The organism is Bradyrhizobium glycinis, from assembly GCF_016031655.1.
GTDB classification, from domain to species: Bacteria; Pseudomonadota; Alphaproteobacteria; order Rhizobiales; family Xanthobacteraceae; genus Bradyrhizobium; species Bradyrhizobium glycinis.
In genome coordinates this window covers 128,513-150,667 of record NZ_JACCHQ010000009.1, presented here as the reverse complement: position 1 = coordinate 150,667, position 22,155 = coordinate 128,513, and the positions used below count along the sequence as shown (strand labels likewise).

Below are 22,155 nucleotides of genomic sequence, written 5' to 3'. Positions count from 1 at the left end.
CGGAGACACCCTCTCCCCAACCCTCCCCCGCACGCGGGGGAGGGAGCTCACCGTCGGCGGAGCTAATCGAATCTCAATTCATCACGTCCCCACGCACAGCGTGGCGCGCTGTTTGCGCAAGAGCGCGATCACCGACAGTGCCGTGATCAGGCCGGTTTTGGGATTCTCGGACGGGATGTTCTCGATGCCCATCGAGAAGCGCGCCGAATCCGCCTCGACCTCGATGCGATGAACGTTGCGCGTCACGGTTGGGTCGGCCCAAACCTGAATCTCGGTGCGATCGGGTCCGATGCCCGCTAGCGACAACGCAACCGCGACGTTGACGTTGGCCGGAAAGCCCTTCGCGGCTTCGCGCGCGCTGCCCTCGAACAGTTTCAGCGGTTCGCGCAGATTGTCGATGTCGATCTTGTTCTGAACGATGAACGGCGCGCCCTTCAGCCCGTCGATCGGCTTGCGCGTGACCATCTTCACCGAATGGATGGTGCCGATTGCGGCGGCGTTGACGGCATCGAGACCGATCAGGGCGCCGGTCGGCACGAGGATGCGACCGCCATTGGCGCGGGCGAGATCGACGAGATCGACATTGTCGAGCAGACCGCCGACGCTGACCACGACGACGGCCTTGCCGCGCTTCACCGCCGGCTCGACGATCGCACGCAGCTGGCTGCTTGGCGCGCATTCGACCACGATGTCGGCGGCATCGCCGAGCTGGTCGAGCGGCAGGATTTTCGGCGGGCGGCGCAAGCTGTCGATGAAGGCTTGATGCTTGGCGGGATCCCGCACCGCCACGGCCGCGAGCGACAGGCTCTCGATGCCCTGATCGAGCGCGGTCGCGATCTTGGTGCCGATCGAGCCCAACCCGGCAATGGCCACCCGCAATTCGCTCGAAGTCTTCTGATCCGTCATCATCGTCCCTCTGTCCTGGCCGATGTCATAGCCGCTCACGCCTCCCGCGCATAGCTGCGCAGGCGGGCTTCCAGAACGGCCAACATGGCATCGCGGGTCGGATCGCGCGAGCCACGCAGCCAGGCGGCGGCAAGCGGCAACCGGCCGACCGGCCCACTCTGCCTCAGTCGAAGCGGCACGAAGCGCACACCCGCCACCGCCATCCGTGCGGTCCAGCGCGGCACGATCGCGACCCCAAGCTTCGTTGCCACGAGGTTGATGATGGTCTGCTTCTCGTCGGCGACCTGCACGATGCGCGGCGTTAGGCCGGCCTGCTCGAACAGCTTGACCGTGAGGTCGTGGCTATCCGGTCGCGAGCGGCGGTCCGGCACCAGCATCGCCTCCTGCGCGATATCCGCGAGCGTGATCGCTTTGCGCCCGGCCAGCGCGTGCCGCCGTGGGAACGCAACGATCGCGCTCTCCTGGAGCAGGTCGCGGAATTCAAGCCGCTTGTCCGGCCGGTCAGGCGGACGCACGAAGGCGAGATCGAGCGCACCGGTCAAAATCTTCGGCAGCAGCCGGACAGTCTTGTCTTCGAGGAGCTGCACCGCAATGTCAGGGTGCCTGGCACGAAAATCGCGCAGAAGCGGCGGCAACAGTCCGGCCGCCGCGCTGTCGATGGCACCGACCCGCAGCCGCCGCGCGGTCCCCGCGCGCGAGCGATTGCGGAGGTTGCTCTCGACAGCCTCGACCTTGGCGAGGATGGCACGGGCGTCATGTAGCAGCATCGCGCCGTCCTCGGTGAGCTGCACCGCTCGCGTCGTCCGCGCAAACAGCCGCGTTCCCAAATGCTCCTCCAGCAGCCTGATCTGCCGACCGAGCGCAGAAGGCAACATCTGGAGCTGCTGCGCCGCGCGGCCGAAATGCAGCTGCTCGGCCGTCGCCATGAAGCATCGGAGCTGATGCAATTCCATCCAGTGTCCCTTCGTCTCGCCCCGCGAGGATTATATCATTTTTTTGTATAAATCAGCGCCAATTGAGTATTCCCTGCACCCCCGTCTAGATTCGCCGCCGACGCAGACGGTCAGACCAGCCGGTGCAATCTCTCAAATGGAGCCTTCCCATGCGCACCCATTCGATCGCAGCCATTCCCGCCGACGGCATCGGACCCGAGGTGATCTCGGCCGGTGTCCGCGTGCTGGAGGCGCTGGCCAAGCGCAGCGGCGACATCTCCTTCAACGTCAAGACGTTCGACTGGGGCTCGGATTATTACAAGAAGCACGGCGTGATGATGCCGGCGGACGGCCTCAGCGAACTCAAGAAGTTCGACGCGATCTATTTCGGCGCGGTCGGCGCACCTGATGTGCCCGATCACATCACGCTGTGGGGCCTGCGGCTGCCGATCTGCCAGGGTTTTGACCAATACGCCAATGTGCGGCCGACCAAGATCCTGCCGGGCGTCGCCTCGCCGCTGCGCAACGTCGGCGTCGGCGATCTCGACTGGGTGATCGTGCGCGAGAATTCGGAAGGCGAATATGCCGGCATGGGCGGCCGCGCCCACAAGGGCCTGCCGGAAGAGGTCGGCACCGAAGTCGCCGTCTTCACCCGCGTCGGCGTCACGCGGATCATGCGCTATGCGTTCCAGCTCGCGCAGTCGCGCCCGCGCAAGCTGCTGACCGTGGTGACCAAGTCGAACGCGCAGCGCCACGGCATGGTGATGTGGGACGAGATCGCGGCCGAGGTCGCCGGCGAATTCCCAGACGTGACCTGGGACAAGATGCTGGTCGATGCCATGACGGTGCGCATGACGCTGCACCCGAAGAGCCTCGACACCATCGTGGCGACTAACCTCCACGCCGACATCCTCTCCGATCTCGCCGGCGCGCTGGCGGGAAGCCTCGGCGTGGCGCCGACCGGCAACATCGATCCGCAGCGCCGCTTCCCCTCGATGTTCGAGCCGATCCACGGCTCGGCCTTCGACATCACCGGCAAGGGCATCGCCAACCCGGTCGCGACGTTCTGGACCGGCGCGCAGATGCTCGAGCATCTCGGCGAGAAGGATGCCGCCTTACGGCTGATGGCTGCCGTCGAGCGCGTCTGCGCCGCGGGCGTGCTGACGCCCGACGTCGGGGGCAAGGCGACGACGAAGGAGGTCACGGATGCCGTGATCGACGCGATCCACGGATCGAATGTTTAGTCTTATCGCTCTCCCGCCTGCGAGTGGAGGCGAAGAACGTGCTATTTCCGCCCCGCCGGGGCCACCGGCGGCATTGCCATCGCGGCGGCCGGCTCAGGCGGGGTCAGATGGCGGGGGACGATGATGGTCTGGCCCGGCGTCAGCTGCGCGTTCTCGGGCAGCGAGTTGCTCTGCGCCAGCGTCCACAGCGGCACGCGGTTGGCTGCGGCGATGCTCTCCATGGTATCGCCGCGGCGCACCGGCACCCTCACGCCGCTGTCCCACAATTCGACCAGCGTATCTGCCGGCACGAGATAGCGCAGCGGCACGGCATCGGCCTGCGTTTGCGGCGGAATACGCGGCAGCTGCGTCACCATCTCGACGATCTGACGGTGGATATCGTCGGACTTCTCGATGTTGATGTGGGTGACGCGCGCGTTTTCCTTGAGGTCATAGCTGGCATAATGGCCGCGAAAGCCGGGGACAGTCACGACGTCGCCGCCGCCGAGCACGCTGTCGGACAGGAAGATGTTGATGAAGCGCTCGACGTTGAGGGGGACATCGCCGGTCGCGTGCGCGGGATCGATGGCGATGACGAGGCTGATCGGGATGTTCTCCTTGGCCGCCATCTCGGAGATGACGATCGAGCACAGCCCGCCCATGGAATGGCCGATCAGCACGATCGGCGCCGCCTTTTCCTTGTAGCCGGCGATGGCCCGGTTGCCAATCAGCCGGCACAGGGTGAATTCGTAGACGTCGGCCGAGAAGCCGGCCTGCGTCAGCTTCTCGCCCAGGCGGTCCATGCCGGTCGAGAAGATCGGGCCCATGGCGCCGCGAAACAGGTAGACCTTCGGCAGCGGCAACGGCTCGAACGGCGGAGGCGGCGGCGCGGCGGGGACGGCCGCAATGGTCTTGGACTTGGGCGGCGAAGCCGCGGCCGTGCCCGTGCCGAGGGCGAGCAGCACGATTGCTGCCAGCACGATCAGGCGCCTTGGATCAACCATCCGTCCCGAAGTCCTACCACCGGAGGCGGCGCCTCCCCTTGCGGGCCTTCATGACCGCGGAATTGGCAGATTTTGCGGCGCCGGAGCGTGGCCGTTCCAGACTAGTTCCTTGACTAGTTCCTTGCCGGCGCAGCGGCCGCCGCCGCGCGGGCGGGCCGCGGTGCGCCGGGTTCGGCGACGGGAGCAGCCGGGGCGCGCGAGCGCATGATGGCGGCGTCGATCTCGGCGATGACGCGGCGCTGGATTGCCTCGTTCTTGTCGATCGAGATGTGGCCGACGCCGGTGCCGCGGACGTCGACATTGTCGAGCTTGCCGCGGAAGCCGGCCGCGGCCCGCACCGGCTCGCCGGGGCCGTCGCCGATGTAGATATTGATGTAGCGTTCCGCGCCGGTCGAGAGCTTGGTCTTGAACACGGAGTCCAGGCCGATCGCGAGCTTCACGGGCACGCCGAGCTGGTTGAGCTTGGCGATCATGTCGGGCAGCGCGGTCGCGCCGGAGGAGTGGCCGACCAGGATGATGGTCTTGAGCCGACCGGCCTTGTAGGCAGCCGCCGCTTCATCGGCGAGCGAGGACCAGGACACGAAATTGGCGACGGTCACCGGGATGCCCTGGGCCTGGAGGCGGGCGCCGATCGTGTCGAGGCCGAGCGAGAAGATGTTGAGCACGCCGCGGAGCAGATAGACATGCGTGGTCGCCGCCGCGGCCTGGCTCGGCGCGGCCTTGGCGGTGGTCGGGCTGATGGCAACAGCTGACAGCAGGAGCAGGCCCAGCGCCCACGCACGGAGGGCGGACAGCTGGCTGGCGCCGGCGGTGTGACGGCCGTTCGGTCTCATCGATCTTTTCCCTGGAGACAGTACGCTTCGCGATTGGGCGGAATCGTAGCCACGGCGCGCTCGCAGACGCAACAAAGAGCCGCGTGAGCGCCAATCTTAGCAGCAAGCCGTGACCATCGCGCAACACTTGCCCGGAACATGCCACTGAAGCGTCCGTTTTGAGGCCATTTTTCTCCGGGGAATTGCGGAGAGACAATGGCGTTCCTATTTCAGGGCTCCGCCGACCTGCCCTCCAGGATGGTCCGGCCCCCTTCCCCAGCCTTTGCTCCTCAGCCTTGCGGCCATCATGTCTTCCATCATCTCCGTCGCCAATTTGTCGAAGACCTATGGGTCCGGCTTCAAGGCGCTCAAGAACGTCAATCTCGACATCAAGCGCGGCGAGATTTTCGCGCTGCTCGGACCCAACGGCGCCGGCAAGACCACGCTGATCTCGATCATCTGCGGCATCGCCAATCCGAGCCAGGGCCGTGTCCTGGTCGGCGGCGAGGACATCCAGACCTCCTACCGCAAGGCGCGCTCGCTGATCGGCCTGGTGCCGCAGGAATTGCACACCGACGCTTTCGAGAGCGTATGGGCGACCGTGAGCTTCTCCCGCGGTCTGTTCGGCAAGCCGAAGAACCCCGATTACATCGAGAAGGTGCTGAAGGACCTCTCGCTGTGGGACAAGAAGGACAACAAGATCATCACGCTCTCGGGCGGCATGAAGCGACGCGTGATGATCGCCAAGGCACTGTCGCACGAGCCGCAGATCCTGTTCCTGGACGAGCCGACCGCCGGCGTCGACGTCGAGCTGCGCAAGGGCATGTGGGAGGTGGTGCGCGGACTTCAGCAGTCCGGCGTCACCATCATCCTCACCACGCACTACATCGAGGAAGCCGAGGAGATGGCCGACCGCATCGGCATCATTAATAAAGGCGAGATCGTGCTGGTCGAGGACAAGACGACCTTGATGCAGAAGCTCGGCAAGAAGCGGCTGACGCTGCACCTGCAGAACAAGGTCTCGTCGTTGCCGGAAAGCCTCGCGCATTACGAGCTCGAGCTCTGCGATGACGGCGCGACGCTGGTCTACGACTACGACACCCAAGGCGAGCGTACCGGCATCACCAGCCTGCTCGGCGACCTCCGCACCGCCGGCATCCGCTTCAACGACCTCGACACCACGCAATCATCGCTCGAGGACATCTTCGTCGACCTCGTGAGGACGTCATGAACCACCGCGCCATCCGCGCCATCTATCTGTTCGAAATGGCGCGCACCTGGCGAACGCTGCTGCAAAGCATCGTCTCGCCGGTGGTCTCGACCTCGCTCTATTTCGTGGTGTTCGGCGCCGCCATCGGCTCGCGCATCACCGAGGTCGAGGGCGTCAGCTACGGCACCTTCATCGTGCCGGGCCTGATCATGCTCTCGGTGCTGACACAGAGCATCGCCAACGCCTCGTTCGGCATCTACTTCCCGAAATTCAGCGGCACGATCTACGAGATCCTGTCGGCGCCGATCTCGTACTTCGAGATCGTGCTTGGCTATGTCGGCGCCGCCGCCACCAAGTCAATCATCCTGGGCCTGATCATCCTGGCGACCGCCGGCCTGTTCGTGCCGCTGCATATCCACCATCCGGTCTGGATGCTGGCCTTCCTGGTGCTGACGGCGGTGACGTTCAGCCTGTTCGGTTTCATCATCGGCATCTGGGCCGACGGTTTCGAGAAGCTGCAGATGATTCCGATGCTGGTGGTGACGCCGCTCACCTTCCTCGGCGGCAGTTTCTATTCCATCGACATGCTGCCACCCACCTGGCGCACGGTCGCGCTGCTCAACCCGGTCGTCTATCTGATCTCCGGCTTCCGCTGGAGCTTTTACGAGATCGCGGACGTCAGCGTGTCCGTCAGCATCGGCATGACGCTGGCGTTCCTGGTGGTCTGCTTGATCGTGATCTGGTGGATTTTCCGAACCGGATACCGGCTCAAGAACTGACCGCACGGTGCTCGCGAAAATGTCAGCGCCGCCGGCCGGCGCGGCCCAAAGCGGCCTTGCTTACGCCTGGCATCACGTTAACGATGGACAGGCAGGCCGCTGGAACCAACGCTGGACTGCAGGCATAATGCACGCCGGGGGACGGAGAGCCGCGGCGCCAGCATGAACAGGCCGGAGGCCAGAAGTCAGATGCGTTCGTTTTTGATTGCTTTCACTTCCCTGATGCTTTTGAGCGCGGGCACCGCGCAGGCCAAGGTCGAGATCACCGTCGACAAGGACAATCAGCAGATGACCGTCGCCGTCGACGGGGTCGCGCGCTACCACTGGCCGGTATCGACCGGCATCCCCTCGCGCGAGACGCCGAACGGCGCCTTCCGGGCCTTCCGCATGGAAGAGGATCACTACTCCAAGGAATTCGACGACGCGCCGATGCCGCACGCGATCTTCTTCACCAAGGTCGGGCACGCCATCCACGGCACGGACTCGGTCGGCCGGCTCGGCTCGCCGGCATCGCATGGCTGCGTGCGCCTGTCGCGCCAGAACGCCTCGATACTCTATGCGCTGGTGCAGCAGCAGGGCGTGCTCAACACCACGGTGACGCTTACCGGTTCGGCACAGGTGGCGCTGGCGCGCAATCCGCGCGGCCGTAACAACACTGCGGTGGCCCGCGCCCCGCAGCCGGCTGAGGACCAATACGCCACCACCGGCGCCCCGGTGAACCTGACGCCGCTGGCGCAGCGGCGCTACATGCCGCAGGACGACAACTACATCTACCCGGCCGACGGCAGCGACACCGGCGCGCGCTATCCGGCGCCGCGCTCGGCCACCCGCCCGCTCTACGACGCGCAGGTCTATCAGCAGCAGGCGCGGCCCTACTACGACCAGGGCTATGGCCAGCAGGGCTATTACTATCAGCCGCAGCCGCGGCAAGTTTATCAGCCGCGCGGCTACTATTATCAGAACTGACGCGGCGACCATCAACCGCCTCAAACCGTCGAGGCACCATGCCATCACGTGCCACGACAATCCCGGTGCTGCTCTCGCTTCTCACTGCCGGACAAGCCATGGGATCTGATTTGGCCTTCGACCTCGAGGCGCATCGCGGCGGGCGGGCGCTGCTGCCGGAAAACACCCTGCCCGCCTTCGCCCATTCGCTGACGATGGGCGTGGACACCCTGGAGCTCGACGTTGGCGTCACCGCCGACGGCGAAGTCATCGTCGCGCATGAGCGCGGGCTCAATCCCGATCTCGCACAGCGGCCCGATGGGGCCTACATCACTCCGCCCGGCACGCCTTTCGTCAAGCTGCGGCTCGACGAGGTCAGGACCTATGACGTCGGCCGGATCCGCCCCGATAGCGCCTACTCACGACAATTCCCCGACCAGCATGCGCTGCCGGGGACGCGCATTCCCACCCTGCGCGAGCTGTTCGCGCTGGTGCGCAAGTCCGGCAACACGCAGGTGCGCTTCAACATCGAGACCAAGATCGATCCGAACCATCCGGCTGAGACGCTGGATCCGCAGGCGTTCGTCGCAAAGCTGCTCCGTGTGATCGAGGCCGAGGGATTCTCCGATCGCGTCATGATCCAGTCGTTCGACTGGCGGACCCTGCTGCTCGTTCAGCAGCAGGCGCCGAAGATCCCAACGGTGTACCTGACGCTGCAGCGGGGCTCGGCTCCGACGGTGGCGCTCGACAAGGCGACGAACTGGACGGCGGGGTTCAGCCCGGCCGATCACGGCGGTTCGCTGCCGCGGACGATCAAGGCCGCGGGCGGCGCGATCTGGTCGCCCCATTTCGGCGACGTCACCGCGGCGCTCGTTACGGAGGCTCACGCGCTCGGGCTGCGCGTGGTGGTCTGGACGGTGAACAAGCGTGAAGACATGGCGCGGATGATCGAGATCGGCGTCGACGGCATCATCTCGGACCGGCCGGACCTGCTGCGGCAGGTCGCCGGCGAGAAGGGAATCGCGCTGCCGGCGGGGACGCCGGTGATGCCTTAGGACCGGTCTCGTGTCCCGGACGCGGCGCGGCATGAAATGACGCGACGCAGAGCCGGGACCCAGAATTGTGGGCCCCGGCTCTGCAGCGCACCGCTGACTGGACGATACTTCGCATCGCCAGGGAAGCGCTGCGCTGCGTGCGGGGCACAAGATCACTTGAGGCGCGAAGCCTACTCCCCGTCCTTCCAACGCCGATACAGCGCGCCCAGGATGTTGGAATAATCGTCGGTCCAGACCCGCACCCGGTCGTCGGCTTCGGTCTGCTCCCATTGCTTGGAGGATGCGAGCCTGCCGACATCGGCCTCCTCGCGCGCGGAGATGACGACGTCGGTCGAGAAGATGTAGTCACCATCGCGTCCGGAATCCTCGTTGAAGACCCAGCTCTTGAGATCGTTGGCGTCCGCGATACCGACGACGACGGTTTCGAGATCCAGATGCCGGTTGGAGACGTGCATCACCACGGAACCGTGCGGCGCGAGCTTGTCCTTGTAGATCTTCATCGCCTCTTCGGTCGCAAGATGGATCGGAATCGCATCGGACGAATAGGCATCGACAATGATGAGATCATAGGCGCCGTCGGGTTCCTTGGCGAAGGTGAGGCGCGCATCGCCGATGACAGGCTTCATGTCCGGCATGCAGCTCGAGATATAGCGGAAATTCCTGGGGTCGCGCGCCGCATCAACCATGGACTGGTCGATCTCGAAGAAGGTCCAGTCCTCCCCCGGCTCGGCGGCGCAGGCGAGCGTACCGGAGCCGACGCCGATCGCGGCGACCTTCAGCGGCGCGCCCTTGCGCTCGCGGATCGCGCTGACGGCCTGACCGATGCCGCCGTCCTTGTGATAATAGGTGATCGGCTCGGGCCGGCCGGTCACAGGCGTGCCGTCATTGTTGCGGAAGCGCTCGGCGCCGTGAATGGTGGTGCCGTGCATCAGCACATGGAAGTAGCCGCCCGGCGTCTCCACGATCTTGTGCACGCCGAAGAAGCTGCGCACGGTCGTGACGCGGCCCTCGTCTGCGGGATAAACGCGGATCAACGCCAGCGCGAGCGCAACGGTGGCAAAGATCTTCCAGCGCCCGGCATTGATGATAAGCGCGAGCAGCGCGGCGAGCACGCCGACGGCGCCGGCGACCCAGACGCGATGATCCTCGAACCAGGTCGAGAGGCCACCGGTCGTGTATGACGGCGCGATGAGCGCCATCGCGAGGGCGGCGAGCGCCAGCCAGTACCATTTGACGATGGCGGCCAGCCGCTCGTTCGCGGACGGACGGCACAGCGCGGCAAGCGCGATCAGGATCGGATATTCGGCGATCCACGAGAAGGTGAAGGGCGCAACGAGCCCCGCGAACAAGCCGCCGACCATGCCGCCGAACGATAGCGCCACATAGAAGCCGGTGAGGTATCTGGCAGCAGGCCGCGTCCGTGCCAGCTCGCCGTGGCAAGCCATGGCGATGACGAAGAAGCAGAGTTGATGTCCGCCGAGCGTCAGCAGCAGGTTCTGCTCGCCGCCGAAAGCCAGCAGGACGACGACGCCCGCGATCGCGACCGGCTGGAGCATCAGCATCCATTTGTGCGGTAGCAGCGGCCGCGACTGGAATACGACCACCCAGGTCAAGAGATACAGCGACAGCGGCAGCACCCACAAAAGCGGCGCCGCCGCGACGTCGGTCGAGATGTGCGCGGTGACGGCGATGAGCAGGCCCGAGGGCACGGCGGCGAGGAAGATCCAGCGCAACCGCGTCAAGAGGCCGGGCGCAGGCGCATTCACGTCGTCCACCCGCGCGTCGGTCAGCGCCAGCTTCGGAGAACGCAACAACAGCACGCCGCAGGCGCCGATGAGAAGAATCAACAGGCCATAGAGGCCGGTCCAGAACCGGTTCTGCATCTGCAGTGTGAACATCGGCTCCAGCAGGAACGGATAGGACAGCAGTGCGAGAAAGCTGCCGATATTCGAGGAGGCATAGAGGAAATAGGGATCGTGCGCGGCCGGATGGCCGGTGCGGACGAACCAGGCCTGCAGCAGCGGATTGTTGGCGGCCAGCGCGAAGAACGGCAGCCCGATCGAGACCGCGAAGAGGCCAAGCAGCCAGAGCGCGTAGCCCGAGGCCGGCGGCTCGCCGTAGGCGGAGGCGATGCCGAGCGGCAGCGTGGCGAAGGCGGCGACCAGCAGCACCAGATGCACCGCCACGGGAACGATCCGGCCCCGCGCCTGCATCAGCAAATGCGCATAGGCGTAGCCGGCCAGCAGCAGCGACTGGAAGAACACCATGGCCACCGACCACACTGCCGGCGAGCCGCCGAGCCGCGGCAGCACCATCTTGGTGAACAGCGGCTGCACCGAGAACAGCAGCAGCGCGCTGACGAAGATCGCAGCGGTGTAGACCGTCAGCAGCAGCCGGTTGCGCGACGACGACGGCTGCTCCGTGGCGGCGGGTTGCACGATCGAATCCATGGAAGCTCCGGCTCAAACCCCGGCGGGCGCCGGACCGCGCGCAATGGAGCACAAGGCGCCTGAACGGGCAATAAAGCGTGGCGTGATGTTGCAGCAAGAAATGCCTGATATAGAGATGTCGTTCCGGGGCGCCTCGAAGAGGCGGACCCGGAACATCGAGATTTCCGGATTCGATGCTGCGCATCGCTCCGGAATGACGCCAAGGAAGTCATGACCGATACCGACGTCATCATCATCGGCGCGGGCCACAACGGCCTCACCTGCGCGGCCTATCTCGCGATGGCGGGTCTGCGCGTGCGCGTGGTCGAGCGGCGCAAGGTGGTCGGCGGTGCCGCGGTGACGGAGGAGTTTCATCCCGGATTCAGGAATTCGGTCGCCGCCTACACCGTGAGCCTGCTCAATCCGCAGGTGATCCGCGATCTCAAGCTCGCCGAGCAGGGCCTGCGCATTGTCGAGCGGCGCGCGCAGAATTTTCTGCCCGCGCCGGATGGCAGCTATCTTCTCACCGGCGAGGGGCGGACGAAAGCCTCGGTGGCGCGGCTCAGCGCGCATGATGCGGAAGCCCTCGACGGCTTCGCGCGCGAGCTGGAAGACATTGCCGACGTGCTCAGGGCATTCGTGCTGCGCGCGCCGCCGAACCTGCTCGACGGTTTTGGCACCAATGCGATCCGCGAGGCCGTGAACGCGTTGCAGAGCGCCAACATTCTGCGCGGCCTGACGCTGGAACAATGCCGCAGCCTGCTCGATCTGTTCACCCGCTCGGCCGGCGAGATGCTGGACGAACGTTTCGAGCACGATCTGGTCAAGGCGCTGTTCGGCTTCGACGCCATCGTCGGCAATTATGCCAGCCCCTACGCCGCAGGCTCGGCCTATGTGATGCTGCATCACGCGTTCGGCGAGGTGAACGGCAAGAAGGGCGTCTGGGGCCACGCCATCGGCGGCATGGGCGCGATCACACAAGCCATGGCGCGCGCGGCACGCGAGCGCGGCGTCTTGATCGACACGGATGCCGGCGTGCGCGAGGTCATCGTCGAGCGCGATCGCGCCGTTGGCGTCGTGCTGGAGAACGGCTCTGCCATCCGCGCGAAATATGTCGCGGCCAACGTCAATCCGAAGCTGCTCTACACGCGCCTGATCGCGGCTGACGCTCTGCCTGCGGACTTCCTCGCCCGCATGCGGCATTGGAAGAACGGCTCCGGCACGTTCCGCATGAATGTGGCGCTGGACCGCCTGCCCTCCTTCGCGGCGCTATCAGGAGAGGGCGATCATCTCACCTCCGGCATCATCCTGGCGCCTAGCCTCGGCTATATGGACCGCGCCTGGCTCGACGCCCGCGCGCAGGGCTGGAGCCGCGAGCCCGTGGTGGAAATGCTGATCCCCTCGACGCTCGACGACACGCTGGCCCCGGCCGGCAAGCATGTCGCGAGCCTGTTCTGCCAGCATGTCGCACCAAATCTTCCCGATGGCAGGTCCTGGGACGACCATCGCGAAGAGGTCGCCGATCTCATGATCGCGACGGTGGACAAGTACGCCCCGGGTTTTGGGGCGAGCGTGCTCGGCCGCCAGATCCTGTCTCCGCTCGATCTCGAGCGACAATTCGGGTTGCTCGGCGGCGACATCTTCCACGGCGCGCTGACGCTGAACCAGCTGTTCTCGGCGCGGCCGATGCTGGGCCACGCCGATTATCGCGGGCCGCTGAGAGGCCTCTACCATTGCGGCTCCGGCGCTCATCCCGGCGGCGGCGTCACCGGAGCCCCCGGTCACAACGCGGCGCAGGCGATCCTGCGGGATCACCGCTCCCTGTTCGGAAGCCGTGGATAGGGCTGTGGATGGGCCGTGGACAGGCTGTCGAAAGATCGGTGACCGGCCAGGGGATGCCTAGGCGAGACCGTCGGGAGCGATCCTGGGGAAAGCCGGTGGAAAATCGGCGGGGCGATCCCGGGAAAAGTGGTGGATAGGGGCCGGACAAACAGGAGGATAACCTGTGGAGTCAGGCGGCAAATATGACCTCGCCCGCCAGGGGTATCCCTAGCGGGCGGTGATCAGGAACAGCCTCTGAAGAAAAATAGCCCCCGCTGGGAAAGCCGGCGGAAATTACTTCAAGGAGCTGCTAATCGAATTGAACTTCTCGTTCAAGCTGGTGCCCAGGCCGTTCACCACGGTAATGATCGCCAGGGCAATACCCGCGGCGATCAGGCCGTATTCGATCGCGGTTGCACCGGACTCGTCCGACCAGAACTTCTGAATCATACGCTTCAAGACTCGCCTCCGTTTCAATTGCAAGCTGCGTGGAATTGCTTGTACATCCGCAAATATACGTGGCACACGCTACAGGCGCGTTAACGCGGGGACCTTAACTTGTCCGGAAACTAGGCGTTAAAAGTTCCAAAAATTGAATTCAACGGACCCCCCGATGCAGCCTTCCCCGACCCATCGCGCCAGCTTTTCGATCGGCAGCGAAGCCGACGCCAAGCGCGTCGTCGACGTGCTCACCGAGGTCTTTTTCGATGGCGATGCGGCGGTTGCCGCGTTCGAACGGCCCGACGGACAATGGGACGTCACGTTGCATTTTGCCGCGGCGCCGGATCAGGCATGGCTGCGCGAACTCGTTGCAACTTCAGCAGGAAATGAGATCGCGGCGACGCTTGCCTTCGACACCGTCGAAGCCAAGGACTGGGTCAAGGCCAGCCTTGAAGATCTCGTCCCGGTGCCAGCCGGCCGCTTCGTCGTGCACGGCAGCCACGATCGCGACCGTGTGGCGCCGAACAAGCTTGCCATCGAGATCGAGGCGGCGCTCGCCTTCGGCACCGGTCACCATGGCACAACGCGCGGCTGTTTACTTCTGCTTGACCATGTCCTGAAGAGTTCCCGCCCGAGGAACCTGCTCGATCTCGGCACCGGCACGGGCGTGCTGGCGATCGCGGCGGCGAAGGCGCTGCATCGCGCGGTGCTGGCCTCCGACATCGATCCGCCATCGGTACGGGTGGCAGCCGAGAACGCCACGCTGAACGAAGTTGGCAACCATGTGCGGGTCATCCGCGCGACCGGCTTTGCCGCGCCGGATTTTGCGCGTGCAGGCCCGTTCGACCTGGTGCTCGCAAATATCCTTGCCAATCCGCTACGGCAATTGGCGAGCCCGATGGTGCGGCACCTTGCGCCTGGCGCTCGCGTCATCCTCTCCGGCCTCTTGACGCACCAGGCGCCCGCTGTGATCGCCGCCTACCGTGCCCGCGGCCTCGTGCCGGTGAAGCATCTGCGCATCGAGGGCTGGAGCAGTCTGTTGCTGAGGAAGATATCGTAGGGTGGGCAAAGCGAAGCGTGCCCACGAACTCCATTTGCAAACGAATGATGGTGGGCACGGCGCAAGAGCGCCTTTGCCCACCCTACGGCATGATCCGATGCCGCGCTACTCCACCGGCTTCTCGTCGCGGCGAATAACGCGATCATCGCGCAAAGCGCGCCTGGCGCGGCGCTCGGCGAAACGGTCGATCATCTGGCTGATGAGGCCGCGCGGCTTCTTCGGTACAGCCGCTGTCGGGGCGCGGCGCGCCGGCGGCGAAATCTTCTCAAAGGTGAATGCTGGCATCGTGTGTCCCCTCGCCGTTGAGATGAACCACCCGCTCGAATTTCCCTGTTATCCGGACGAAGCGCAACTGCCGCATCCTTTACCCCACCCAATTCGAATGGAACTATTCAAGCACAGTCCATGCCAGATGCGACGCAAATGCGTCTAGATTGCGGACCAATCCCCATGATCCTAAAGTGATCCACCATGTTCGAAGCGCACTTCCAGACATTCGAGGAGCCGGAGGCCGGCGTCGCGTTGGCGGCACGATTGGCCGCACTTCGCGAAGAACTTGCCCGTCGCAAGTTGACCGGCTTCGTGGTGCCACGTGCCGATCAGCAGCAGAACGAATATGTGCCGCCATCGGAAGAGCGGCTCGCCTGGCTGACCGGCTTTACCGGCTCGGCGGGACTAGCCGTGGTTCTGCCGCATGAGGCTGCGCTGTTCGTCGACGGCCGCTACACGCTGCAAGCGGCCAAGCAGGTCGACGCCAAGGCATGGACGGTGGAATCGCTGATCGACCCGCCGCCGGAGAGCTGGGTGGCGGCGCATCTGAAAGCCGGCGACCGCCTCGGATTTGATCCTTGGCTGCACACTTTTTCGGCAGCCGAACGATTGGCCGCCGCCTGCGCCAAGGCCGGGGCCGAGCTGGTCGCCACCGACAGCAATCCGATCGACGCGATCTGGCAGGACCGGCCGCAGCCGCCGCTCGCCCCCGTCGCGGTGCACAGCCTCCAGCATGCCGGTGTTACTGAAGCCGAGAAGCTGACGCAGATCAGGGCCGAGATCGCCAAGCTCGGCACCGATGCCTTGGTGCTGTCGGACAGCCACGCAGTGGCCTGGACCTTCAACATCCGCGGCGCCGACGTCGCCCATACCCCGCTGCCGCTGTCCTACGCGCTGGTGCCGAAGGACGGCCGTCCTACCATCTTCATCGACCACCGCAAGCTCTCCAACCTCACGCGCGACCATCTGGAGCAGTCCGCCGACGTGCGCGAACCGGACGCCATGGCGCCGACGCTGATGGCGCTGGCCAAGACTGGTGGATCGATCGCGCTCGACAACGCCACCGCGGCCGACGCACTCAGCCGGCTGATCACGGGCGCCGGCGGCAAGCCGGTGCGCGGCAGCGATCCTGTTGCACTGCTCAAGGCGGTCAAGAACGCGACCGAGATCAAGGGCACCAAGACGGCTCATTTGCGCGACGCCGTGGCGCTGGCGCGCTTCCTCGCATGGATCGATCGTGAGGCGCCAAGCGGCAAGCTCACCGAGATCGACGCGGTCGAGGCGCTGGAGACCTTCCGCCGCGATACCGGTGCGCTCAAGGACGTCTCGTTCCCGACCATCTCCGGCACGGGACCGAACGGCGCCATCGTGCATTACCGCGTCACCCGCAAGAGCAACCGGCGGATCGCGCCCGGCGATCTCCTGCTGATCGATTCCGGCGCGCAATATGAAGACGGCACCACCGACGTCACGCGCACCATGGCGGTGGGCGAGCCGACGGATGAGATGCGCGACCGCTTCACCCGCGTGCTGCGCGGCCACATCGCGATCGCGCGCGCCGTGTTTCCGGACGGCACCACGGGCGCGCAACTCGACACGCTGGCGCGGCAATATCTCTGGGCCGCCGGGCTCGATTTCGAGCACGGCACCGGCCACGGCGTCGGCAGCTATCTCTCGGTGCACGAAGGACCGGCGCGAATTTCGAAGCTCGGCACCACGCCGCTGAAGCGCGGCATGATCCTGTCCAATGAGCCCGGCTACTACAAGACCGACGGCTTCGGCATCCGCATCGAGAATCTCGAGCTGGTCGTCGCCGCCGACATCAAGGGTGCCGAGAAGCCGATGAACGCGTTCGAGACGCTGACCTTGGCGCCGATCGACCGCCGCCTGATCGATGTCGCGATGCTGAGCCGAGACGAGCTCGATTGGCTGAACGCGTATCACGCGCGCGTCAGCGCCGAGGTGCGGCCAGCGCTGGACGAGGCGACGAAGGCCTGGCTCGATCAGGCCACGGCGGAGCTGAAGCTCTAGATCCGTCAAAAGACGGCTTGACGCCTCGCGCATAGCCGTATGCCGAAATGAGCGTATTCGTTCGTGACGCGATGCAGCTAGTGTCCGACGATGCACGGCATGATCAGCAAGCCGCCGGAAATGGCCAGCAACATCGCGACGTCTCGTCTGGTGTTGCTGCTGCTGGTCGTGATGACCGGGGTCGCACCGATCTCGCTCTACATCCTGGTTCCGGCGCTGCCCGTGCTGGCGACGCATTTCGGCAGCGACATCTCGATCGCGCAAATGACGGTCTCGCTCTACATGGTCGGCATCGCGCTGTCGCAGCTGATCATGGGTCCGCTGTCGGACCGGTTCGGCCGCCGTCCGGTGCTGCTCGGAGGACTTGCACTGATGGTGGCGGCCAGCGTCGCCTGTATCTTCGCGCAGACCCTGCCGCAGCTGATCGCCGCACGCTTCTTCCAGGCGCTCGGCGGCGCATCGGGCATGGTGATCAGCCGGGCCATCATCCGCGACATTTACGAGCGCGACCGCGTCGCCTCCATGATCAGCCTCGTGGTCGCGGCATTGATGATCGGGCAGATGGTCTCGCCGCTCACCGGCGGCCTGATCGAGACCGCGTTCGGCTGGCGCGCGATCTTCTACGCCATCACCATCGCCGCCATCGTTGTTGCCGTCGGGATCGCCTTGGCGCTGCCCGAGACCCGCCGTAGCCGCGCCGCCGGCAGCGGCTTCCGCGGCGATCTCGGCATGCTGATCCGCAATCGCGCCTTCGTCGGCTATGTGATGTGCCAGGTGCTCGCGTCCCAGATCATCTTCACCTTTGCCGGCGGCGGGCCCTACATCGTGGTGACGCAGATGGGCCGCAGCAGCGCCGAATACGGCGCCTGGTTCGCGACGACGGGCTTTGCGTTTCTGGTCGGCAACCTGCTCTGCGTGCGCTTTGCGCCGCGCCACTCGCTGGAGAAGCTGATCTGGTTCGGGCTCGCCCTGCAGCTCTGCGGCAGCCTTGCGAACCTGCTCTGGAGCTTGGTCGGCTGGAACGAGGCGCCCGCCTGGCTGTTCGGCACCCAGATGATCGTGATGGCCGGCAATGCCTTCGTGATGGCCAATTCCGCCGCAGGCGCCATCAGCATCCGTCCCGAAGCAGCGGGCACCGCCTCGGGCGCGATGGGCTTCCTGCAGCAGGGCATTGGCGCGCTGATGTCGCAGTTCGGCGCCTATCTCGGTGGCCACTCCGCAACGACGCTGCCGCTGACCTCAGCGGTGCTCGCGATCTCGATCCTTTGTGCCTGCGTGATGATGTTCGTCGTGCCCCGCCGCGAGGCGGTAGCGAGCGCGGCGCTGATCGGGCAGGCCGAAGAGGACGAGACGGGGATGATGTGAGCGGCGCTGCGCGCGCCCCGGCCCATTTTGCGAAGAGCTGAAATAAAAGAGGCGGGGCTGGACCCCGCCTCTTTCAAACTCCGTATCTGTGCTTCGGCTTACGCCTGGCTCGCGATCGCCTTGCCGAGCGCGGCCTGCGCCGCTGCAAGCCGCGCGATCGGCACGCGGTACGGCGAGCAGGAGACGTAGTCGAGACCGATATGATGGCAGAAGGCGACGGAAGCGGGATCGCCGCCGTGCTCGCCGCAGATGCCGACCTTGAGCGAAGTGCGGGTCTTGCGGCCGCGCGCAACGCCGATCTTGACGAGTTCGCCGACGCCTTCCTGATCGAGCGAGATGAAGGGATCGACCGAGAGGATGCCCTTTGCGACGTAGGGACCGAGGAAGCTCGCCGCGTCGTCGCGGCTGATGCCGTAGGTCGTCTGCGTCAGGTCGTTGGTGCCGAACGAGAAGAACTCGGCCGACTGCGCGATCTCGCCCGCGAGCAGGCAGGCGCGCGGCAGCTCGATCATGGTGCCGACCTGATAGGCCAGCTTGGTGTTGGTCTCGCGCATCACGGCCTGTGCGGTGGCATCGATCCGCGCCTTCACCAGGTCGAGCTCGGCCTTGGTCGCGATCAGCGGCACCATCACCTCGAGGCCGACGGCCTTGCCGGTGCGCTTCTGCGCCTCGACCGCCGCCTCGAAGATCGCGCGGGCCTGCATCTCGGCGATCTCGGGATAGGCGATCGCGATGCGGCAACCGCGGAAGCCGAGCATCGGGTTGAACTCCGAGAGCTCGCGGGCGCGGTCGGCGAGGCGCCGCGGGTCGGTGTTCATGGCACGCGCCACTTCCTCGACCTCGGCATGGGTGTGCGGCAGGAATTCATGAAGAGGAGGATCCAAAAGCCGGATCGTGACGGACAGGCCCTTCATGATCTCGAACAGCTCGACGAAGTCGGCGCGCTGCATCGGCAGCAGCTTGGCCAGCGCGGCGCGGCGCGACTGCTCGTCCTCGGAGAGGATCATCTCGCGCACCGTGCGGATGCGCGTCTCCTCGAAGAACATGTGCTCGGTGCGGCAGAGGCCGATGCCTTCGGCGCCGAACTTGATCGCGGTGCGCGCGTCGTCCGGCGTGTCGCCGTTGACGCGGACGCCGATCTTGCGGACCTGGTCGGCCCAATTCATCAGCGTGCCGAACTCGCCGGACAGCTCCGGCTCGATCATCGGCATGCGGCCGGCGAGCACCTGGCCGAGCGAGCCGTCGATGGTAATGACGTCGCCGGTCTTGAAGGTGCGCGAGCCGATGCTCATGGTGCCGCGGCCGTAATCGACGCGGATGGTGCCGCAGCCGGAGACGCAGGGCTTGCCCATGCCGCGCGCGACCACCGCCGCGTGCGAGGTCATGCCGCCGCGGGTGGTCAGGATGCCTTCGGCGGCGTGCATGCCGTGGATGTCTTCCGGGCTGGTCTCGATGCGGACCAGGATCACTTTACGTCCGTCGCCCTGAAGCTTGGCCGCCTCGTCCGAGGAGAACACGATCTCGCCGGAGGCCGCGCCCGGCGAAGCCGGCAGGCCGGTCGCGATCACGTCACGCTTGGCGTTGGGATCGATGGTCGGATGCAGGAGCTGATCGAGCGAGGCCGGATCGATCCGCGTGACCGCTTCCTTCTTCGAGATCAGGCCCTCATTGGCGAGCTCGACCGCGATGCGCAGCGCAGCCTTGGCGGTGCGCTTGCCGCTGCGGGTCTGGAGCATCCAGAGCTTGCCCTGCTCGACCGTGAACTCCATGTCCTGCATGTCGCGGTAGTGCTTCTCGAGCAGCGTGTAGATCCGCGTCAGCTCCTTGAAGGCTTCCGGCATCGCCGCTTCCATCGAGGCCTTGTCGGAGCCCGACTCCTTCCGCGCTTCCTCGGTGATGTCCTGCGGCGTGCGGATGCCCGCGACCACGTCCTCGCCCTGCGCGTTGATCAGGAACTCGCCGTAGAGCTTGCTCTCGCCGGTCGAGGGATTGCGGGTGAAGGCAACGCCGGTGGCCGAGGTCTCGCCCATGTTGCCGAACACCATGGCCTGCACGTTGACCGCGGTGCCCCAGGATTCCGGAATGTCGTGCAGCTTGCGATAGGTCACCGCGCGCGCATTCATCCAGGATGAGAACACCGCGCCGATCGCGCCCCAGAGCTGGTCGTGCGGATCCTGCGGGAATTCCTTGCCGGTTTCGCGTGCGACCGCGTCCTTGTACTTGCCGACCAGCTCGACCCAATCCTCAGCGGACAGATCGGTGTCGAGCGTGTAGCCCTGGCTGTCCTTGAAGGTGTCGAGGATCTCCTCGAAGTGATGATGCTCGAAGCCGAGCACCACGTCGGAATACATCGTGATGAAGCGGCGATAGCTGTCATAGGCGAAACGGCGGTCGCCCGACAGTTCGGCCAGCGCTTCCACGGTCTGGTCGTTGAGGCCGAGATTGAGCACGGTGTCCATCATGCCCGGCATCGAGGCGCGCGCGCCGGAGCGCACCGAGACGAGCAGCGGGTTCCTGATGTCGCCAAACACCTTGCCGGTCAACTTGCCGACATAGTCGAGCGCCTTCTCAACCTGCGACTTCAGTTCCTTCGGGTAAGTCTTGTCGTGCTCGTAGAAATAGGTGCAGACCGATGTCGGGATGGTGAAGCCGGGAGGCACCGGCAGGCCGAGATTGGCCATCTCGGCGAGGTTGGCGCCCTTGCCGCCGAGCAGGTCGCGCATTTCCGTCCGGCCCTCGGCCTTGCCGTCACCGAACGTGTACACCCATTTGCCGGCCTTGGCCGCTGCCGGCTTGGCGGGCGCAGCCTTCTTCGGCGCGGGCTTCGCGGCGACCTTCGGCGGAGCCGCCTTGGTCACAGGCTTTGCCGCCGGCTTGGCAACCGGCTTCGGCGCGCTCTTGGCCAGCGCCTTGCGGGCGGGCGGCGCTGCCTTAGCTGCGGCAGAGGGCTTTGATTTCGCTGGCATTTTCGCTGGAATTTTCTTGGGCTTCGAGGCGGCTTTGGCCATAGCTTGCACACAACCTGCGAGAGGAATGGGAAATCGCGGGCCTTACACCATTTTGGGCGGGCCCGCGCAAGACGGACAGTTCCGAAAAGTGAACGCCTAGAAGCGGAGCCACTTCAGGAGCCCGAGCCCGATCGCGCCGTTGACGATGAGGAAGATCGCGACGATGAGGTTGAGAAGCCGCGGCATGATCAGGATGAGCACGCCCGCAATCAACGACAGGATCGGCGAAATGTGGGCGACGGTGATGTGCATGAATTATCTTTCTGTGAGGTGAGGCGAATCGCGCGCGGATCATAGCCGGCTGGGTTCCGGGAGTAGAGATGCGCAAGACCTGCTGCGAGTTCCCGGCCTCACGAAAACTGCCCGAAATTGCCGCGAATGCGGCGGGCCTTTTCCCGGAACATTGGCTTGAGGCACGCATTGGCAACCCGTCGCGCCGCTGGCGCGTCCGCAGATTCACGTCGAAGGAGTTGTCCATGCGCAACAGGATTTTTGCTCTCGCAGCGCTCGCGGCCGCGACTGGCGCGCCCCTTCTTGCGGCGCAGGCGCAAAGCGATGTCACGATCGGACGCGCGCCCGCAATGGTCGACGGCGCGCCGACCATTGCCGTCGAACAGCGGCCCGCCTTCCGCGAATATGTCATCGAACAACGTGTGCCGGCCTTCCGCATTCCGGATCGTGTCGTGGTCGGCACCACCTTACCCGAGGCAGGCGTCACCTATTATGACGTGCCGCAACGTTTCGGCGCCACCACCTATCGGTACACCGTCGTGAACGGCGAAACCGTGCTGGTCGAGCCGCGCTCGCGCCGCATCGTCGAGGTGCTGGACTAAAGACGCTGCCGCTCCATTCGATGTCCGGCGC

Annotated in this window: 19 protein-coding genes; 10 read left to right on the top strand and 9 right to left on the bottom strand. The window is 65.5% G+C overall.

Translation table 11 applies throughout. The annotated features are described in order from the left end of the window. Window positions 1-81: 81 nt before the first annotated feature. On the bottom strand, window positions 82-906 hold the full coding sequence (locus tag HZZ16_RS16035) for an aspartate dehydrogenase (RefSeq protein ID WP_197949488.1): 825 nt from the start codon (window positions 904-906) through the stop codon (window positions 82-84). A 35-nt stretch (window positions 907-941) separates the two neighbouring features. Beyond that, entirely contained in the window at window positions 942-1,859 is a 918-nt protein-coding gene (locus HZZ16_RS16030; protein WP_197949406.1) for a LysR family transcriptional regulator, read from the bottom strand. 149 nt (window positions 1,860-2,008) lie between these two features. Here HZZ16_RS16030 and HZZ16_RS16025 point away from each other — a divergent pair, with 149 nt between their 5' ends. Continuing rightward, window positions 2,009-3,082 (top strand): tartrate dehydrogenase, encoded by a 1,074-nt coding sequence (locus tag HZZ16_RS16025; RefSeq protein WP_197949405.1) that lies wholly within the window; start codon window positions 2,009-2,011, stop codon window positions 3,080-3,082. A gap of 41 nt (window positions 3,083-3,123) precedes the next feature. Here the strand turns inward: HZZ16_RS16025 and HZZ16_RS16020 are convergent, their stop codons facing one another. Both HZZ16_RS16020 and HZZ16_RS16015 read right to left on the bottom strand, forming a co-directional pair. Beyond that, window positions 3,124-4,065, bottom strand: a complete 942-nt coding sequence (locus HZZ16_RS16020; RefSeq protein WP_197949404.1) for a LysM peptidoglycan-binding domain-containing protein — start codon at window positions 4,063-4,065, stop codon at window positions 3,124-3,126. Between the two features lie 113 nt (window positions 4,066-4,178). Then, the gene (locus HZZ16_RS16015; protein WP_197949403.1) at window positions 4,179-4,898 is read right to left on the bottom strand and encodes a hypothetical protein; all 720 of its coding nucleotides are present in this window, start codon (window positions 4,896-4,898) and stop codon (window positions 4,179-4,181) included. A 286-nt stretch (window positions 4,899-5,184) separates the two neighbouring features. On the opposite strand from HZZ16_RS16015, the gene HZZ16_RS16010 reads away from it, so the two are divergent. The 4 genes from HZZ16_RS16010 to HZZ16_RS15995 all read left to right on the top strand — a co-directional run bounded on the left by HZZ16_RS16010 (window position 5,185) and on the right by HZZ16_RS15995 (window position 8,866). Further along, on the top strand, window positions 5,185-6,108 hold the full coding sequence (locus HZZ16_RS16010) for an ABC transporter ATP-binding protein (RefSeq protein WP_197949402.1): 924 nt from the start codon (window positions 5,185-5,187) through the stop codon (window positions 6,106-6,108). Then, window positions 6,105-6,866 (top strand): ABC transporter permease, encoded by a 762-nt coding sequence (locus HZZ16_RS16005; RefSeq protein ID WP_197949401.1) that lies wholly within the window; start codon window positions 6,105-6,107, stop codon window positions 6,864-6,866. The genes HZZ16_RS16010 and HZZ16_RS16005 overlap by 4 nt, the downstream gene beginning before the upstream one ends. A 189-nt stretch (window positions 6,867-7,055) precedes the next feature. Next, entirely contained in the window at window positions 7,056-7,832 is a 777-nt protein-coding gene (locus HZZ16_RS16000; protein WP_376707571.1) for a L,D-transpeptidase, read from the top strand. A 98-nt stretch (window positions 7,833-7,930) separates the two neighbouring features. After that, window positions 7,931-8,866: a glycerophosphodiester phosphodiesterase gene (locus tag HZZ16_RS15995; RefSeq protein ID WP_246510155.1), complete on the top strand. Its 936-nt coding sequence runs from the start codon at window positions 7,931-7,933 to the stop codon at window positions 8,864-8,866. A gap of 170 nt (window positions 8,867-9,036) precedes the next feature. Here the strand turns inward: HZZ16_RS15995 and HZZ16_RS15990 are convergent, their stop codons facing one another. Beyond that, on the bottom strand, window positions 9,037-11,316 hold the full coding sequence (locus HZZ16_RS15990; protein WP_197949398.1) for a fused MFS/spermidine synthase: 2,280 nt from the start codon (window positions 11,314-11,316) through the stop codon (window positions 9,037-9,039). A gap of 210 nt (window positions 11,317-11,526) precedes the next feature. On the opposite strand from HZZ16_RS15990, the gene HZZ16_RS15985 reads away from it, so the two are divergent. Continuing rightward, the gene (locus tag HZZ16_RS15985) at window positions 11,527-13,137 is read left to right on the top strand and encodes a phytoene desaturase family protein (RefSeq protein WP_197949397.1); all 1,611 of its coding nucleotides are present in this window, start codon (window positions 11,527-11,529) and stop codon (window positions 13,135-13,137) included. A gap of 273 nt (window positions 13,138-13,410) precedes the next feature. Here HZZ16_RS15985 and HZZ16_RS15980 read toward each other — a convergent pair whose 3' ends face one another. Beyond that, the gene (locus HZZ16_RS15980; RefSeq protein WP_376707572.1) at window positions 13,411-13,566 is read right to left on the bottom strand and encodes a Flp family type IVb pilin; all 156 of its coding nucleotides are present in this window, start codon (window positions 13,564-13,566) and stop codon (window positions 13,411-13,413) included. A gap of 163 nt (window positions 13,567-13,729) precedes the next feature. On the opposite strand from HZZ16_RS15980, the gene HZZ16_RS15975 reads away from it, so the two are divergent. Further along, on the top strand, window positions 13,730-14,617 hold the full coding sequence (locus HZZ16_RS15975) for a 50S ribosomal protein L11 methyltransferase (protein WP_197949395.1): 888 nt from the start codon (window positions 13,730-13,732) through the stop codon (window positions 14,615-14,617). A 105-nt stretch (window positions 14,618-14,722) separates the two neighbouring features. Here HZZ16_RS15975 and HZZ16_RS15970 read toward each other — a convergent pair whose 3' ends face one another. After that, entirely contained in the window at window positions 14,723-14,902 is a 180-nt protein-coding gene (locus HZZ16_RS15970) for a hypothetical protein (protein WP_197949394.1), read from the bottom strand. A gap of 186 nt (window positions 14,903-15,088) precedes the next feature. Between HZZ16_RS15970 and HZZ16_RS15965 the strand changes: the two genes are divergently transcribed. After that, window positions 15,089-16,918: an aminopeptidase P family protein gene (locus HZZ16_RS15965; protein ID WP_197949393.1), complete on the top strand. Its 1,830-nt coding sequence runs from the start codon at window positions 15,089-15,091 to the stop codon at window positions 16,916-16,918. 90 nt (window positions 16,919-17,008) lie between these two features. Then, the gene (locus tag HZZ16_RS15960) at window positions 17,009-18,283 is read left to right on the top strand and encodes a multidrug effflux MFS transporter (RefSeq protein ID WP_197949392.1); all 1,275 of its coding nucleotides are present in this window, start codon (window positions 17,009-17,011) and stop codon (window positions 18,281-18,283) included. A gap of 98 nt (window positions 18,284-18,381) precedes the next feature. Here the strand turns inward: HZZ16_RS15960 and ppdK are convergent, their stop codons facing one another. Next, window positions 18,382-21,291 (bottom strand): pyruvate, phosphate dikinase, encoded by a 2,910-nt coding sequence (gene ppdK, locus HZZ16_RS15955; RefSeq protein WP_197949391.1) that lies wholly within the window; start codon window positions 21,289-21,291, stop codon window positions 18,382-18,384. A gap of 96 nt (window positions 21,292-21,387) precedes the next feature. Continuing rightward, a complete protein-coding gene (locus tag HZZ16_RS15950) occupies window positions 21,388-21,543 on the bottom strand; it encodes a DUF3096 domain-containing protein (protein WP_008562090.1) in 156 nt (51 codons plus the stop codon). A 224-nt stretch (window positions 21,544-21,767) separates the two neighbouring features. Between HZZ16_RS15950 and HZZ16_RS15945 the strand changes: the two genes are divergently transcribed. Next, window positions 21,768-22,124, top strand: coding sequence for a DUF1236 domain-containing protein (locus tag HZZ16_RS15945; RefSeq protein ID WP_197949486.1), 357 nt, complete (start codon window positions 21,768-21,770; stop codon window positions 22,122-22,124). Window positions 22,125-22,155 lie beyond the last annotated feature (31 nt).